Annotated in this window: 13 protein-coding genes; 8 read left to right on the forward strand and 5 right to left on the reverse strand. The window is 66.6% G+C overall.

Going from position 1 to position 14,188, the window contains the following annotated elements:
- Position 1 precedes the first annotated feature (1 nt).
- From H1R19_RS03915 to H1R19_RS03940, 6 genes are all read left to right on the forward strand, one after another.
- Positions 2 to 973 carry an alpha/beta hydrolase gene (locus tag H1R19_RS03915; protein ID WP_188329516.1) on the forward strand — a complete coding sequence of 324 codons (972 nt, stop codon included), beginning with the start codon at positions 2 to 4 and terminating at the stop codon, positions 971 to 973.
- A gap of 103 nt (positions 974 to 1,076) precedes the next feature.
- Entirely contained in the window at positions 1,077 to 1,979 is a 903-nt protein-coding gene (locus H1R19_RS03920; RefSeq protein ID WP_188329517.1) for an SDR family NAD(P)-dependent oxidoreductase, read from the forward strand.
- A 22-nt stretch (positions 1,980 to 2,001) separates the two neighbouring features.
- Positions 2,002 to 2,886, forward strand: a complete 885-nt coding sequence (locus tag H1R19_RS03925) for an SDR family NAD(P)-dependent oxidoreductase (RefSeq protein ID WP_188329518.1) — start codon at positions 2,002 to 2,004, stop codon at positions 2,884 to 2,886.
- Entirely contained in the window at positions 2,883 to 4,868 is a 1,986-nt protein-coding gene (locus H1R19_RS03930) for a flavin-containing monooxygenase (protein WP_219850618.1), read from the forward strand. The genes H1R19_RS03925 and H1R19_RS03930 overlap by 4 nt, the downstream gene beginning before the upstream one ends.
- Complete coding sequence (locus tag H1R19_RS03935) at positions 4,865 to 6,574, forward strand: 3-ketosteroid-delta-1-dehydrogenase (RefSeq protein WP_219850619.1); 1,710 nt, start codon at positions 4,865 to 4,867, stop codon at positions 6,572 to 6,574. The genes H1R19_RS03930 and H1R19_RS03935 overlap by 4 nt, the downstream gene beginning before the upstream one ends.
- A gap of 378 nt (positions 6,575 to 6,952) precedes the next feature.
- Positions 6,953 to 7,864 (forward strand): alpha/beta fold hydrolase, encoded by a 912-nt coding sequence (locus H1R19_RS03940; RefSeq protein WP_188329521.1) that lies wholly within the window; start codon positions 6,953 to 6,955, stop codon positions 7,862 to 7,864.
- A gap of 59 nt (positions 7,865 to 7,923) precedes the next feature.
- On the opposite strand, the gene H1R19_RS03945 is transcribed toward H1R19_RS03940, so the two are convergent.
- Entirely contained in the window at positions 7,924 to 8,622 is a 699-nt protein-coding gene (locus H1R19_RS03945; RefSeq protein ID WP_219850620.1) for a Dabb family protein, read from the reverse strand.
- Positions 8,615 to 8,998, reverse strand: coding sequence for a hypothetical protein (locus H1R19_RS03950; protein ID WP_219850621.1), 384 nt, complete (start codon positions 8,996 to 8,998; stop codon positions 8,615 to 8,617). Before H1R19_RS03950 ends, H1R19_RS03945 begins: the two co-directional genes overlap by 8 nt.
- A gap of 197 nt (positions 8,999 to 9,195) precedes the next feature.
- On the opposite strand from H1R19_RS03950, the gene H1R19_RS03955 reads away from it, so the two are divergent.
- Positions 9,196 to 9,804: a PadR family transcriptional regulator gene (locus H1R19_RS03955; protein ID WP_188329736.1), complete on the forward strand. Its 609-nt coding sequence runs from the start codon at positions 9,196 to 9,198 to the stop codon at positions 9,802 to 9,804.
- 13 nt (positions 9,805 to 9,817) lie between these two features.
- Here H1R19_RS03955 and H1R19_RS03960 read toward each other — a convergent pair whose 3' ends face one another.
- The 3 genes from H1R19_RS03960 to H1R19_RS03970 form a co-directional block, all read right to left on the reverse strand.
- Complete coding sequence (locus H1R19_RS03960) at positions 9,818 to 10,594, reverse strand: IclR family transcriptional regulator (RefSeq protein WP_188329524.1); 777 nt, start codon at positions 10,592 to 10,594, stop codon at positions 9,818 to 9,820.
- A gap of 147 nt (positions 10,595 to 10,741) precedes the next feature.
- On the reverse strand, positions 10,742 to 11,953 hold the full coding sequence (locus H1R19_RS03965; protein ID WP_219850622.1) for an NADH:flavin oxidoreductase: 1,212 nt from the start codon (positions 11,951 to 11,953) through the stop codon (positions 10,742 to 10,744).
- 97 nt (positions 11,954 to 12,050) lie between these two features.
- Positions 12,051 to 12,620 carry a TetR/AcrR family transcriptional regulator gene (locus H1R19_RS03970; protein WP_244970865.1) on the reverse strand — a complete coding sequence of 190 codons (570 nt, stop codon included), beginning with the start codon at positions 12,618 to 12,620 and terminating at the stop codon, positions 12,051 to 12,053.
- A 309-nt stretch (positions 12,621 to 12,929) separates the two neighbouring features.
- Between H1R19_RS03970 and H1R19_RS03975 the strand changes: the two genes are divergently transcribed.
- Entirely contained in the window at positions 12,930 to 14,186 is a 1,257-nt protein-coding gene (locus H1R19_RS03975) for an ABC transporter substrate-binding protein (protein ID WP_188329527.1), read from the forward strand.
- Positions 14,187 to 14,188: the final 2 nt, after the last annotated feature.

The following is a 14,188-nucleotide window of genomic DNA, read 5'->3' on the forward strand; positions in this document are numbered from 1 at the left end:
CATGAGCGGACGCAGAGAGGATCTGCACCCCGACGTCGAGGCGATGCTGTCCGCGCTCGAGGCCGGCTTCCCCGACGTGACGCAGCACGATGCCGCCGAACTCCGCGAGATCATCGTGTCCAGGCGGGCGCCGCTGTCGCGACAACCCGACATGGCGCTCGCTCGTGACATCGCGATAGACGGCCCCGGTGGCCGTCTCGGATTACGGATCTTCGTCCCGCACAGTCGTTCCGACGAGTCCGATGCTCAGCTCCGGCAGAACGCCCTGCCCGTCGTGGTGTTCGCGCACGGCGGTGGCTTCGTCTTCTGCGATCTCGACAGCCATGACGAATTCTGCCGGACGATGGCGGCCGAGGTCGGCGTCGTCGTGGTGTCGGTCGACTATCGCCTGGCGCCGGAGAATCCCGCGCCGGCGGCGATGGAGGACATGTACCGGGCGGTCTGCTGGACGGCGGAGAACATCGCCGGGTACGGGGGCGACCCCGCTCGGATCGCCGTCGCAGGCGACAGCGCCGGCGGCAACCTGGCCGCGACCACCAGTATCGCCGCGCGCGACCGCGGCGGACCGGCGATCGCGGCCCAGGTCCTGCTCTACCCGGTCATCGACGACGACCTCGACACCGAGTCGTACCGTCGTTACGGAGTCGGTTACTACAACACCACGAAGGCGATGCGCTGGTACTGGGAGCAGTACGCGCCGCAGGGGCGTGACAGCGCGCTGATCATCCCGACCCGTGCGTCTTCGCTGTCCGGTCTGCCGGCGGCGGTGGTGGCCACCGCCGAACTCGATCCTCCCTGTTCGGCGGGGGAGGACTATGCACATCGACTGCGCGAGGCCGGGATTCCGGTGATCGAGCACCGCTTCGACGGACTGTTCCACGGGTTCTTGACCTTTCCGCAGTTGTCGTTGACACCGCCTGCGCGGGAGAAGGTCTGGCAGATGATGCGGGATGTCCTGGCCCCGGAGCCGTGAATCCACCTCCCATTGAGTGGGCCGGTGCGGCCCGATGCCGCAGCCGACGGCCGAGCATGGGGCGAGATGTGAAGCCGAACAACGAGAATGCGCAGAGGTGGTCATGACAGAACAGGTGGCGGGCCGTCGGTTGACGGGCAAGGTCGCCCTGGTCACCGGCAGCAGTCGCGGCATCGGTCGGGGGATCGCCCGCCGGCTGGCGTCGGAGGGTGCGACGGTGGTCGTCACGGCACGGTCGGCGAAGCCGTCACCGTCGGTGCGCAACGGGGAGACCCAGGTGCTGTCGGGAACACTGACCGAGACTGTCCAGGCGATCGAGGAGGACGGCGGTACCGCTGTCGCGATCCCGGCCGACCTGGAGAACCCGGTCGACCGCGACGGCCTCGTCGACGCCGTGGTCGAGGCGGCCGGCGGCATCGACATCCTGGTGAACAACGCGGGATTCGCCGACTACAGCAGCATCGAGAACATGAGCGAGGCGACCTTCGACCGCACCGTCGAGCACTATCTGAAGGTTCCGTTCCTGCTGTCGCAGAGTGCGATACCGCATATGCGCAAGAGCGGAGCGGGGTGGATCGTCAACATCGGGTCCTCGACCGGGATGAGCCCGATCCGACCCTTCCGTGAGTACAACAAGACCTCCGGCGACGTCATCTACGCCGCCACCAAGGCGGCGCAGCACCGGTTCACCCAGGGTCTGGCAGCGGAACTCCTCGACGACAACATCGCGGTCAACGCCGTCGGTCCGTCGACCGCCATCAGGACTCCCGGGGCGGCGGCGCTGCTGCCCGAGGGCTACGAGACCGAACCCGTCGAATACCTCGCCCAGACCGTCCTGGAGATGTGCACCGAACCGGCCGCGGAGCGAACCGGCTTGATCGCATTCAGTCTCCACTACCCGTGGGCGACCGAGACCACCGTCCGCACGCTGGACGGCCGCGGCGAGTTGCCGCGCCGGGAGCCGCCGTCATGGAGTAATCCCAACATCCGCCCGACCGGGCTCTGACGCCCGAGGAGTGAGCACGACGATGGGCGCTGTTGCGCAACAGAGGTTCTCTACGGGTACGGCGGTGGTCACCGGTGCGGCTGCGGGCATCGGTGAGGGACTTGCCCGCCGGTTGGCATCTCTCGGGATGACGGTTGTGGTCGCCGACATCGATGCCGATCGCGCGGTCTCGGTGGCCGCCGACATCTCCGCCTGCGGTGGACATGCCGAAGGGCGCGGCGTCGACGTCAGTCGCCCCGACGAGGTCGAGGCACTGGCCGAGTCGGTGTTCGATCGATACGGCAGCGTCGAACTGCTCATCAACAACGCGGGGATCGAATCAGCCGGTCTGCTCTGGGAGATCGACGACGCCCGGTGGCGACGCCTCATGCAGATCAACGTCGACGGGGTGTTCTACTGCCTCCGATCGTTCGTGCCACGGATGATCGCGGCGGGATCGCACGCGTGCATCGCCAACATGTCCTCGGTCGGCGGTCTCAACGCGGTCGCGGTGCAGGCGCCCTACATCGTGAGCAAGCACGCAGTGCTCGCGATGACCGAGTGTCTCCACCAGGATCTGTCGATCGTCGGTGCCCCGATCCAGGTCAGCGCGATCATCCCGCACTCGGTCCGCAGTCAGATCTTCCTCGCCGCCCAACGGGAGGCGCCGACCGACAACCCGACCGCCAATGCGGTCTTCGCCGCCATGCAACGCGACAACGCGACCACGGGTCTCGATCCCCTCGATGCTGCCGAGCACATGCTCGAGCAGATCGCGAAGGGCGAGTTCTGGATTCACTCCGACGACGAGATGTGCACGGCCGCCGCGCGTCGTCGTGGCCGTCAGCTCCTCGACCTCCTCCCGCCATCAGATCCACGAGACATGCTCACCCGGATGGGTGTGCCGTTCCCGGAAGGCAATCCATGACCGAGACCATCACCCCCGGAACAGAACTCGGCGTCCGGATCGACCCGAAGGTCCTGCGCGACGTGCTCGCCGAATGCGACCCCGCGCCGTTGCTCATGTCGCTGATCCACCTCACCGGTGACACCGCACTCCTCGAGGAGTTCGGGTCTCGGATCGAATATTCCCGTCCCGGAACGCATTACGGGACACCGTCGCCGAACTCGTTGCCCGCAGGTCAGTACCCACAGGAGGTGGCGGACGACATCCGGGCCCGGGCCCTCGAGATCCTCACCGACTCCGATCTCGTGCCGCATCTGGAAGTGCCGGCGCCCGAGGTGTTCGCCGGGATGGCCCGGGTGGCCACCTCCCAGGAGGTCGACGAGGAGTTCATCCCGCTGCTTCGTGAACAAGCCGGTTTCGTCACCGACCAGCGGTATGTTCCGGTGACCGTGACGCCGCCGAACGACTTCGAGATCATCGTCGTCGGTGCCGGGATCACGGGTATCAACGCCGCGATCAAGCTCGGCCAGGCAGGCTTTTCCTATACCGTCTTCGAATCCCGCGACGAGATCGGCGGCACCTGGACGCGCAACACCTATCCTGGTGCGGCCGTCGACACGCCGAGCCACTACTACTCGTACTCGTTCGAGCTGAACCCCGAGTGGTCCCGGTACTACCCGACGGGGCCGGAGTATCAGCGGTACCTGCTCGACGTGGTCGACAAGTACGAGCTGCGCGAGCACATCCGGCTGGAGACCTCGGTCCAGTCGATGACGTGGTCCGAAGAGGACCAGGTCTGGGAGGTCACCACCCGGGATCGCCGCGGCCGCGTCGAGCATCATCGGGCGAAGGCCGTCATCTCGGCACTGGGGATGCTGAATTCGGCGAACATCCCCGACGTGCCCGGCCTGGACACCTTCGGCGGACGTGTCATCCACACCGCCGAGTGGGACGCCGACCTCGACGTCGCCGGTAAACGCGTCATCGTGCTGGGCACCGGTTGTACATCGGTGCAGGTCGTCGCGAGCATCGTCGACAAGGTGTCGGCCCTCGACGTGGTCGTCCGCACCCCGCACTGGATCGTTCCGGAGCGCACGGTCGTCCGGGACGTGCCGGCCGGCCAGCGGTGGGCGTTGGAACACCTCCCGTTCTACAACCAGTGGTTCCGCCTGCGGTCCTACTGGTTCGCCTCGGACAACCTCTACCGGCTGCCGCGGGTCGACCCGGAGTGGGCGGCGAGCCATTTCTCGGCGTCCGCCGAGAACGACATGGTCCTGCAGAACGCCCAGAAGTACCTGCGGGACAGCTTCCCGGACCGTCCCGACCTGATCGAGAAGCTGACACCGGACTTCCGTCCCTACGCCAAGCGCATCGTCAAGGACCCCGGTTTCTACGCCGCCCTGACCCGCGACCATGTCTCGCTGCACCGGGCCTCGTTCGAGCGCGTGACCCCCGAGGGGGTGCATACCACCACCGGCGAGTTCATCCCGGCCGACGTGATCATCTTGGCCACCGGTTTCACGCTCGACTTCACGACGAAGATCGACATCGTCGGCCGGAACGGCGAGAAGCTGGCCGACGTGTGGAAGGGCGGGGAGGACCCGCGCGCGTACAAGGGTGTGCAGGTGTCCGGCTTCCCGAACCTCTTCGTGACCTCGGGGCCGAACTCGGCGCCCAATCACGGCGCGGGACACAACATCACCAGCGAGGAACAGGTCCACTACGTCGTGGAATGCCTCCAGTATCTGCTGGAGCACGACTACGCCTCCATGGATGTGCGACAGGATGTGCTCGACGACTACAACGCCGAGGTCGACAAGGCCCTCGACGAGACGGTCTGGGTGCACACCGGGGGACCGGTCAACAGCTACTACCGGAACAGCAGCGGACGGCCCATCGTGCCGTGTCCCTGGCGACTGGTCGACTACTGGACGATGATGCGCGAACCGGCTGCCGAGGACATGACCTTCGTGGCGCGCGCAGCAGCGGAGACGGCCCGATGAGCGGGTCATCGCCGGCGCACACCGTCGACCTCCTGGTCATCGGTGCCGGAACCGGTATGGCTGCAGCACTGACCGCACACGAGCTCGGACTCACCACACTCGTGGTCGAGAAGTCGGAATACGTGGGTGGTTCGACGGCACGGTCCGGTGGTGCGTTCTGGATTCCGGGGAACCCGGTTCTCGCGCGCGAGCAGCCCGAGGACACGACTCGGGTGGCCGCGACATATCTGAAGTCGGTTGTCGGTGACTCCGCGCCGCCGGAGCGCGGCGCCGCCTTCCTGGACCACGGATCGGCCGCGGTCGCCATGCTCTCGCGCACGACGCCGATGAAGTTCATGTGGGCGGAAGGGTACTCGGACTATCACCCTGAACTGCCGGGAGGTTCCGCGGTTGGCCGGACCTGTGAGTGCAAGCCGTTCGATGTGGCACAGCTCGGGCCGGAACGCCCGCGGCTGCGTCCGGGCCTCATGGAGGCGCCGCTGCCCGTGCCGATCACCGGAGCCGATTACAAGTGGCTCAACCTGCTCACGAGGGTGCCGCGAAAGGCGATGTGGCGGATGGCCAAAGCGCTCGCGATCGGTGTCGGCGGACTGGCCCTGAAGAAGCAGTACGTGGCCGGGGGACAGGCCCTGGCCGCGGGCTTGTTCGCCGGCGTCGTGCGTGCCGGTATCCCGGTGTGGACCGACTCGCCGATGGTGCGGCTGACCTCCGACCGAGGGCAGGTGACAGGCGCGGTGGTGCGGCGCAACGGCGTCGAGACCGTCGTGCATGCCCGCAGGGGTGTGGTCCTGGCAGCAGGCGGATTCGATCACGACATGGAGATGCGCCACAAGTTCCAGTCCGAGCGCCTGATCGACGGGGTCAGTCTCGGTGCCACGACCAACACCGGCGACGCGATCAAGGTCGGTCAGGAGCTCGGCGCCGGGACCGCCTCGATGGACCAGGCGTGGTGGTTTCCCGCCGTCGCCGCCGTCCCGGGGCAGTCGCCGTCGGTCCTACTGGCCGAACGGTCGCTGCCGGGTTCGTTCATCGTCGACGCCTCGGGTCGCCGGTTCATCAACGAAGCCGTGGACTACATGAGCTTCGGTCAGTGCGTGCTCGAGCGCGAGCGCGCCGGGGACCCGGTCGGGGAGATGTGGCTCGTCTTCGACCAGAAGTACCGGAACAGCTATGTCATGGCGGGTGGACTCTTCCCGCGGCAGCCGCTGCCACAGCAGTGGTACGACGAGGGCATCGCGGTCGCGGCCGGCGATCCGCGGGAGCTGGCGGTGCGCATGGGGGTCGACGAGTCCGGGTTCGTCGACACCTTCGACTCGTTCAACGCCGCCGCCGAGGTGGGTGTCGACCACGCCTTCGGTCGCGGTTCGAGTGCGTACGACCGCTACTACGGCGATCCGACCATCAGTCCGAACCCGAATCTTCGTACATTGAAGCGAGATTCGCTCTACGCGGTCCGGGTCGTACTCAGCGACCTGGGAACCTGCGGCGGTTTGAGCGCCGATGACCACGCTCGTGTGCTGCGTGAGGACGGTTCGGTGATCGAGGGGCTCTATGCTGTCGGTAACACCGCGGCGAACGCCTTCGGCTCCACCTATCCCGGCGCGGGCGCGACGATCGGCCAGGGGCTGGTCTACGGTTACATCGCTGCCCTCGCGGCAGCCGGCCGACTGCCTCCAGCCGCGGAACTTGCCCGGGGACTGCCATGACGATGACACCTTTGAACTGCCGGGGCTGCGGCAGGGTCGTTCGCGTCGAGAAGTTCAGCGCGGCACACACATCCGTCGAATGGACCTTCGACTCTCGCGAATGTCCTTTCATCGCTGCGCTCGCCGATTCCGACATTTTCGGGTCGCACTCTCGCAGTTGCGACCAGTTGCGCCGGACGATCGACCAAGCCGTGCTCGACGATGAACTTCCCGAGTCGACTCTCGAATTACCGTCGGCGGAACACCTTCCGAGACTCCACTGAATCGAGGACGCCGTGGCGGGTCGCCCGCCGCGCCTCGATCGGCCCGGCGTCGCGCGTGTGCCGGTGAACGGGATCGTCGACGGTCACGCCGACGTGGCGGTGGCACGCTCGTCAGATGACGATCAACCCCGACACCCGGACCGCCGACGCCCAGACCGCCGACACCCGGACTGCCGACACCCAGACCGGGCCGGCGCTCCTCGAATTGCCCACCGAACACGGTGTGTTGCGCTATCGAGAGGCCGGCGACGGGCCGCCGTTGGTCCTGCTGCACGGCTCGGGGCCCGGGGTCACCGGATGGCGGAACTTCCGGAACAATCTCCCGGCCCTGGCGGAGCATTTCCGGACTTTCGTACTCGAATTGCCGGGCTTCGGCGTCAGTGACGGTTTCGGGGTTCCGCACCCGATGCAGTCCGCGCAGACCGCAATCCGGGCCTTCCTCGACGGTCTCGACCTCGGACGCGTCCGAATGATCGGCAACTCGATGGGCGGCTTCATCGCCACCGACTTCGCCCTCGCCGCGCCGGACCGGGTGGAACGCCTGGTGACGGTCGGCGGTGCCGGTACAAACCTCTTCGGTCCGCAACCGGGCGAAGGCATCATCCGCCTCAGCGAGTTCGTCGAGAACCCGACCCGCGAATCCCTGGTCGCATGGCTGAATTCGATGGTCTTCGATCGCTCGCTGATCACCGAGGAGATGGTCGAGGAGAGGTGGGAGCAGGCCACGGATCCGGACACGCTGGCGAGTTCGCGCGCCATGTACGGCTCGGCTGCGCTGCAGCGCATGACCGATGCGATGCGGAACTCGGAGGCGTCGCCCGGCTGGGCGAATCTCCGACGGCTCGAGGTGCCGACCCTGATCACCTGGGGACGTGACGACCGGGTGAGTCCTGTCGACATGTCGATCATCCCGATGCGAACCCTGCCGTTCGGCGAGGTCCACATCTTCCCCAACTGCGGTCACTGGGTCATGATCGAACAACAGAAAGCCTGGGAGTCAGCGGTTCTCGCATTCTTGACACGCTGACCGACCATTATCGCGGTGGCGGCTTCTCTGTGCGCGAGAGGCCGCCGCGCGTGGAGTCGTCACAGCGCCGAGTCCACCGATCGGGCTGGTTCCGCCGGCGCCACCACGTGGTCCTCCGTGAGGCAGAAGCTGTGACATACCCGGTCTTTCACGATGCACTTGGGATTTTCCGGGTCGAAGAACGGATCCACCGAAGCCCAGTGGAAAGGGTGGTCCATGTACTCGCGGAGCAGACCGTCGACGTCGGCGAACTCCTGCTCCCATACGTGCGTCCACCGCGAGTCGCCGTGCGCCACGGCCACATGGCTGAGCTGCCATGCCTGGATGGAGCCGATGTACCGCGGCATGCGCAGCAGGGCTTCCTCGAACTCGTCGATCTGAGCGCACGTGGCCGTCTCGTCGACGCGCAGTAACAGTGTGCGGTAGACGGTTCCGTGAGAGGCGGGATGACGACGGCCGGAGTCCACCGCCCATCGTGTATTCCCACCGTGGTACTCGACCGAGTTGATGCGCGCGACCGATGCGCTCGAGGTGGCCAGGTCGAAGTCGGCGCGGGTGCGCCGCCATTGATCCTCGCAGTCGAACTGCAGGTGGGCGACGACGTCACCCCCGTTGCGTGCTCCGGGCAGGGTCGGCGACACCAGCGTCGTACGCGCACCGGTGGCGGTGGCGGCGGCGGAGATCTGGTCGGCGACCGCGGCCACCACCTGTTCGTCGCCGGGCTCGACGACGTTCACGAGTCGGGTGACCTCATACATCGTCCAGTCCTTCCACCACGTCCAGTCCTTCCGCCATGCAGAGTCCATCCACATCGCCGACGTCCGCGGCCATGGACCGGGAGCGCTCGACGATGAGCGGAGCCATGTCCGCCCACCACTGTGAGGGGGAGGGGTCGTGTCTGGCCACGATCATCGTCTGCCACCACGCTCGGGTGCCCGGTACCGACCATGTTGCGGTCACTGTGTTGCTGTCGTCGTCGAGCCAGATCGGTGGTGTGACGATGACCCGATCAAGCGTCAGGCCTCGTCGTTGGGCGGAGGGTGCGTACTCATCGAGGTATGCGGCGACGAAATCGCGTGCGGCACCGGCTTTGAGGACGACCTCATCGACGATGAAGATGGTTCGGTCGTTCATGGATGGTCACGCTAACCGGGTCGTGGACCACGCGCGTGCTGATCTCCCGGTGGACGGGAGATGCGCCGGCCGGGCATGGCGGGCTCCCGGTGGCCGGGAAAGCGGAGGCCGATCAGAGGGGGTCGCGTTGGTAGTCTCGGCTGGTGAGCGACGATTCTTACCCGAACCTGCCGGCTACGAGCTGGGCGGTGCTCGGCATGTTGTCGTTCGGGGAGGAGCTGACCGGCAACGATCTGAAGAAGTGGGCGGACTGGAGCATCGGGTTCTTCTACTGGAGTCCCTCGGTGAGTCAGGTGTACGCCGAGTTGAAGAAGCTCGAGGATCAGTCGCTCGTCGTGTCGCGGAAGGTGTCCGACGAAGGTGTGCGCGGCAGGCGCGTCTACGGAATCACCGACAAAGGACTCGAGGCGCTCCGCAGCTGGTCGCGTTCGGCGGACATCGACATCCCGGTTCTCAAAGACGGTGTGATGCTCCGTATGTACATGGGCCATCTCCAGACGCCCGAGGAACTCAAACGTGTTGTGCACGCACATATCGCGAATCTCCGCGCGGCAGCGGAACGTGCTGCGCTGCACGCCGAGCATTCCGAAGCCGAGCCGGGCTGGGCGTTCTCTCAGCTGAGTCTGCGCTGGGCGCACCGCCACTACCAGTCGGAGATCGAGCTCGCCGAAGAGCTGCTGGGCGAGATCGACGCGGCCGCAGAGAGATTCGAGACCATCGCTGAGCGCGACGAGCGCGGTCTGCCGATCCCCAAGAACCCCGGCGTGTGGCGCGATCTCCCTGCGGAGCGGGGCGAGCCTGGATGATGCCGGCGCCGGGTCAGCCTTCGGCGAGGACGCGGGCGGCGGTGGGCATCGAGCGCATCATGTTGCGACGCTGGAGGGTCGGGGTGACCCGGGTTCCGTTGCTCATGCTGCGCCAGATCGCGCCGGCGGTCAGGCGTACGGGGGTGATCATCGTGGAATCGAAGGTCAGGTCGCGTAGTGGCCCGCACACAGACACCGCCGTGGTCGCCTCGCCGATCGGGCCGATCGGCGCGGCGATGCATCCGAATCCGCTCAGGGATTCGTTGCGCTCGTAAGCGATTCCGTGTTCCAGGATCAGGTCGGCACCGGGGATCTGCTGTCCGTTGTAGGCCAGCAGCGCCCGGCCCAGCGCCGACTTGTGCGCGTTCCGGCGCCCGCCGATCCGGGTGGGTACGAGGGGCGCGAGTCGCCCGCCGATCTTCTCCAGATAGACCACGTCCTCACCGTCGAGGACGGCCAGGTGAACCACCATGCCGGTCGTGCGATAGAGGTGGTGCAGGTGTTCCATGGACGCAGCGTGCACACGGTCCTGGTGAACGGCGAGCGACCCCAGTTCGACGAGCCGTATGCCGAGGCTGTAACTGCGGCCCTCTCGGCTCAGCCATTTCAGGGCGACGAGACGGTCGAGCATCCGATGTGCCGAGGAACGGGGGAGTCCGGTGCGCAACACGATCTCGGCGAGGCTGAGTCTGCCCCGGCCGTCGAAGGCGTCGAGGACGAGCGACAGCCGATCGAGGATGGCGCTCGGCGCTGATGGGGAATCGTCGACGATCTCGGTCGGAATGGACATGCCGGTCGGTCCTCCTCTAGGGCTGCAACCTTGATGTGCAAGATCGCCCTGACGTGGCTGTTTCTATTAGGAATAGAACCACATCGAGTGGACGATGTGAAGTAGCTCACGGAAATGCTGCACAGAAAGATGCCGGCGTTCCGGTGGTCACTCCCTGGTGCCGACCGCGAGCGGACACCGGGTGCCGGTGAAGATGCTGGCTGCGCAGAGGTTGCAGTGGATGCACAGCGAGGTCGTCGCCAGATCCATCTGGATGCGGTTGATCAGGTCCGGTTCGCGCAGTAGTGCGCGGGCCATCGCCACGAACTCGAAGCCGTCGGTCATCGCGGTGGTCATGCCTGCGTGGTCGGTGACTCCGCCGAGCAGCACGAGGGGCATGTTCAGTGCCTGACGGAACTGGCGCGCGTGATCGCGGAAGTAGAGCGGTTGGTACGGGTACTTCTTGAACACGAAGCGGCCGAACAGCTTCATTCCGACTTTGACTATGCCGGACTGTGTCTCGGCCATCGCGCGGACCGGCACGTCGCCGCGGAACAGGTACATCGGGTCGAGTAGCGACGAACCGCCGGTCAGTTCGATCGCGTCGAGATGCCCGTCGGTCTCGAGCATCTGCGCGAATTGCAGGGATTCGTCGAGCCACAGGCCTCCGGGTACCCCGTCGGCCATGTTCACCTTGGCCAGCACGGCGATCTCGCCTCCGACCGCCTCGCCGACCTCGGCCACGATACGACGCGCGAACTCCGCGCGGTTGGCCAGCGGCCCTCCCCAGGAGTCTTTGCGGCGGTTGATGTTCGGACTCAGAAAGGAGCTGGCGAGATAGTTGTGTCCGAGGTGGATCTCGACGGCGTCGAAGCCGACGTCCTTGGCCATGCGTGCGGCCTGCCCGTGCGCGGTGATGACCCGGGCGATGTCGCCCTCGGAGGCTGCGCGATCGAATCCCATCGCCAGCGGATTGGGCCGGGACGAAGGGGCGATGGAGGGCAACCCGTTGGACCGGGAGTTCGCGACCGGCCCGGCGTGTCCGATCTGGGCCGACACCTTGGCGCCGGTCGCATGCACCGCGTCGGTCAATCGTCGTAGGCCCGGCAAAGCCTCCGGTCGCCAATAGATCTGGTCGCGCTCGGTACGTCCCTCCGGGGCCACCGCGAGGTAGGCGACGGTGGTCATGCCGACGCCGCCCTTGCCCACGGCGACGTGGAAGTCGATGAGTTCGTCTGTCACCAGGGCATTTCGGGTGACACCTTCGAAGGTCGCGGACTTGATGATGCGGTTACGCATCGACACCGGCCCCAGGCGGGCCGGTGCCAGTGGGTCGACAGCGGTCGTCGCCGAGACGGGTGGTGGGTTGTTGTCGGACATCGGGATCTCCTCGGTTCGGGCTGGGGCTGAGTATCGGGGTGACGGTGGGGCGGGGGCTGTGTTCGGACGGAAGGCGAAAACCGCTGGGATACGGGGCTCACGAACCGGTCTGTATGTCCGGAATCCGGATGTCGATCCAGGCGAGCATCGCATCGACGGCGTCCGCGGAATCTCCCTGTGCGCCGGCGTCGGCCCACTCGGTGAGGGCGGCGAACGCCGCGGCCTGGTAGGCGGAGGCGAGTGCACGGCAGACTGCCTGCGGCGCAGCAGGAACCCGCCGCTTGATGAATCCCGCGAGCTCGTCGATCCACGGGCGGTATGCGGCGGGTGCCATCGCGATCAGTTCGGGTTCGCCGGCGATCAGGCGCAGCCACGCAGGGTTGACGCGCTGCACGCGGGGGTCGTGGGACACCGAACTCACCACGCCGGTGCGGATGGCGTCGTCGAGGGCGCTGGTGGGCGAAGTCGCCGCGAGCGCATCCCGAAGGCGGGCGGTGGCTCGAGGCACCCCGATCCAGGCGATGTCGGCCTTGGTGGGGAAGTGGCGGAGCAGGGTCCGGGTGCTGACGCCGGTGGCATCGGCCAGATCGGCCCAGCTGGTGTCGCGGAACCCGCGTTCACGCCAGAGCCGGAACGCGGCCTCGGCCACCGCTCCCGAATCGATCACCGACGGCCGTCCGCGTCCGCGGGGCGAGGCACCGGACGCGGAGGCGGCTGGGTCGTCGGCGGTGAGCACGTATCGAGGTGACCATTTTTGTCACAACCTGTCAATATGTGCGAAGCGTCATCGAGCCGACGGATGGATTGCCGACGAACCTCCCGGTCACCGGGAAACGCTGTCTCCGCATCGTCGTTCCGTCCGTACATAATTCACTGCTTGCATCGATGGGTGATGCGAATTCCGCGGGGGGAGCCGATGTGTTGGATGTCCCGTTCGGCACGCGCGCCTCGCAGTTCTTGTGAAGGAGTACCTGGAATGAAACTGGGTGGACAAACTCGCCATAGGCGAGCGATTGCCGGCCTGAGCGCGTTGGCGCTGGTGAGCATGGCGGGGCTGACGGCATGCGGCAGTGACGAGTCGTCGAGCAATGATGCCTCGGCGGCTCCGACGACGTCCCTGCCTGCGGACCCGGCCGACGGCGCGCCCGTCAAGGTCGGCTTCATCTCTCCCGAAGGTGGTGCGGCGGTGTCGATTCCCGAGTACCGCCAGGGTGCCGAGGCCGCGGTCAAGTACGTCAACGACAACGCCGGCGGTCTGGCGGGTCGACCGGTGGAGCTTGTCGTGTGCAAGCAGCAGGAGGAGCCGACCTCGGCCACCAAATGCGCCAACGAGCTGGTCGAGCAGGGGGTCGCGGCCGTCCTCACGCCCGGTACCTCGATGGGGCAGGTGATCGTACCGATCATCTCCGGCGCCAAGATCCCGTACGTCACCCTCAACGCGGTGTCCGCGGCCGAGTTGTCCTCGCCCGGTGTGTCGGCCTTGTCCTCGGGTCTTCCGGGGTCGCTGACCACCACCGCCACTGCGGCAAAAGATGCGGGCCTGAAGAAGGTCACCATCTTCGCCAGTGACGGCGGTGGGATCGGCACCGTGATCAGCCAGATGGGTGGCCCCATCTTCCAGGGAATGGGTGTCGATCTGAAGGTCGTGCCGATCCCTCTCGGAGTGCCCGACCCGACGCCCATGGTGACCGCAGGCCTGTCGGAGAAGCCGGACGGGATCAGCGTGGTCGCCGACGCGGGCACCTGCGCCTCGGTGCTGAAGGCGGTGCAGACACAGGACCCGAATGTGAAGAAGCTCCTGATCCCGACGTGCCTGGACCCGAACGTCACCAAGGTCGTCGGAATGGACGCGATCAAGGGCAACATCGGCATCACGGCAACCGACTATCTCTCCGATCAGCCCGACACCGTCCTCTACCGCAGCGTGATGGGGCAGTACGCACCTGACCTGTCGATCACCGGAGCGGGTTCGTCCGGCTACCAAGTCGTTCTCGGACTCGTCCGTGCATCCAAGGATGTCCAGGGTGAGGTCAACGCGGCGTCCATTGCACAGGCACTGAAGTCGGCGAAGGACGTCGAGATGCCGGCCGGCGGCGGGATCACCTTCACATGCGACGGCACCGCCTTCCCTCAGATGCCGACCCTGTGCTCGACGCAGATGCTCTACGGCCCCCTCAACGACGATGGTGTCCCGGTCGACCTGAAGCTCGCCGGACAGAAGCCGTCAGCGTAAGC

The sequence above is a fragment of the Gordonia jinghuaiqii genome (assembly GCF_014041935.1).
In the GTDB taxonomy this organism is placed as follows: Bacteria; Actinomycetota; Actinomycetes; order Mycobacteriales; family Mycobacteriaceae; genus Gordonia; species Gordonia jinghuaiqii.

Bases quoted from the DNA above. Each gene is read 5' to 3' on its own strand.
- H1R19_RS03935 (WP_219850619.1), top strand. From the start codon at position 4,865: ATGAGCGGGTCATCGCCGGCGCACACCGTCGACCTCCTGGTCATCGGT.
- H1R19_RS03945 (WP_219850620.1), bottom strand. From the start codon at position 8,622: ATGTATGAGGTCACCCGACTCGTGAACGTCGTCGAGCCCGGCGACGAA.
- H1R19_RS03955 (WP_188329736.1), top strand. From the start codon at position 9,196: ATGTTGTCGTTCGGGGAGGAGCTGACCGGCAACGATCTGAAGAAGTGG.
- H1R19_RS03930 (WP_219850618.1), top strand. From the start codon at position 2,883: ATGACCGAGACCATCACCCCCGGAACAGAACTCGGCGTCCGGATCGAC.
- H1R19_RS03975 (WP_188329527.1), top strand. From the start codon at position 12,930: ATGAAACTGGGTGGACAAACTCGCCATAGGCGAGCGATTGCCGGCCTG.
- H1R19_RS03965 (WP_219850622.1), bottom strand. From the start codon at position 11,953: ATGTCCGACAACAACCCACCACCCGTCTCGGCGACGACCGCTGTCGAC.
- H1R19_RS03925 (WP_188329518.1), top strand. From the start codon at position 2,002: ATGGGCGCTGTTGCGCAACAGAGGTTCTCTACGGGTACGGCGGTGGTC.
- H1R19_RS03960 (WP_188329524.1), bottom strand. From the start codon at position 10,594: ATGTCCATTCCGACCGAGATCGTCGACGATTCCCCATCAGCGCCGAGC.
- H1R19_RS03920 (WP_188329517.1), top strand. From the start codon at position 1,077: ATGACAGAACAGGTGGCGGGCCGTCGGTTGACGGGCAAGGTCGCCCTG.
- H1R19_RS03950 (WP_219850621.1), bottom strand. From the start codon at position 8,998: ATGAACGACCGAACCATCTTCATCGTCGATGAGGTCGTCCTCAAAGCC.
- H1R19_RS03915 (WP_188329516.1), top strand. From the start codon at position 2: ATGAGCGGACGCAGAGAGGATCTGCACCCCGACGTCGAGGCGATGCTG.
- H1R19_RS03940 (WP_188329521.1), top strand. From the start codon at position 6,953: ATGACGATCAACCCCGACACCCGGACCGCCGACGCCCAGACCGCCGAC.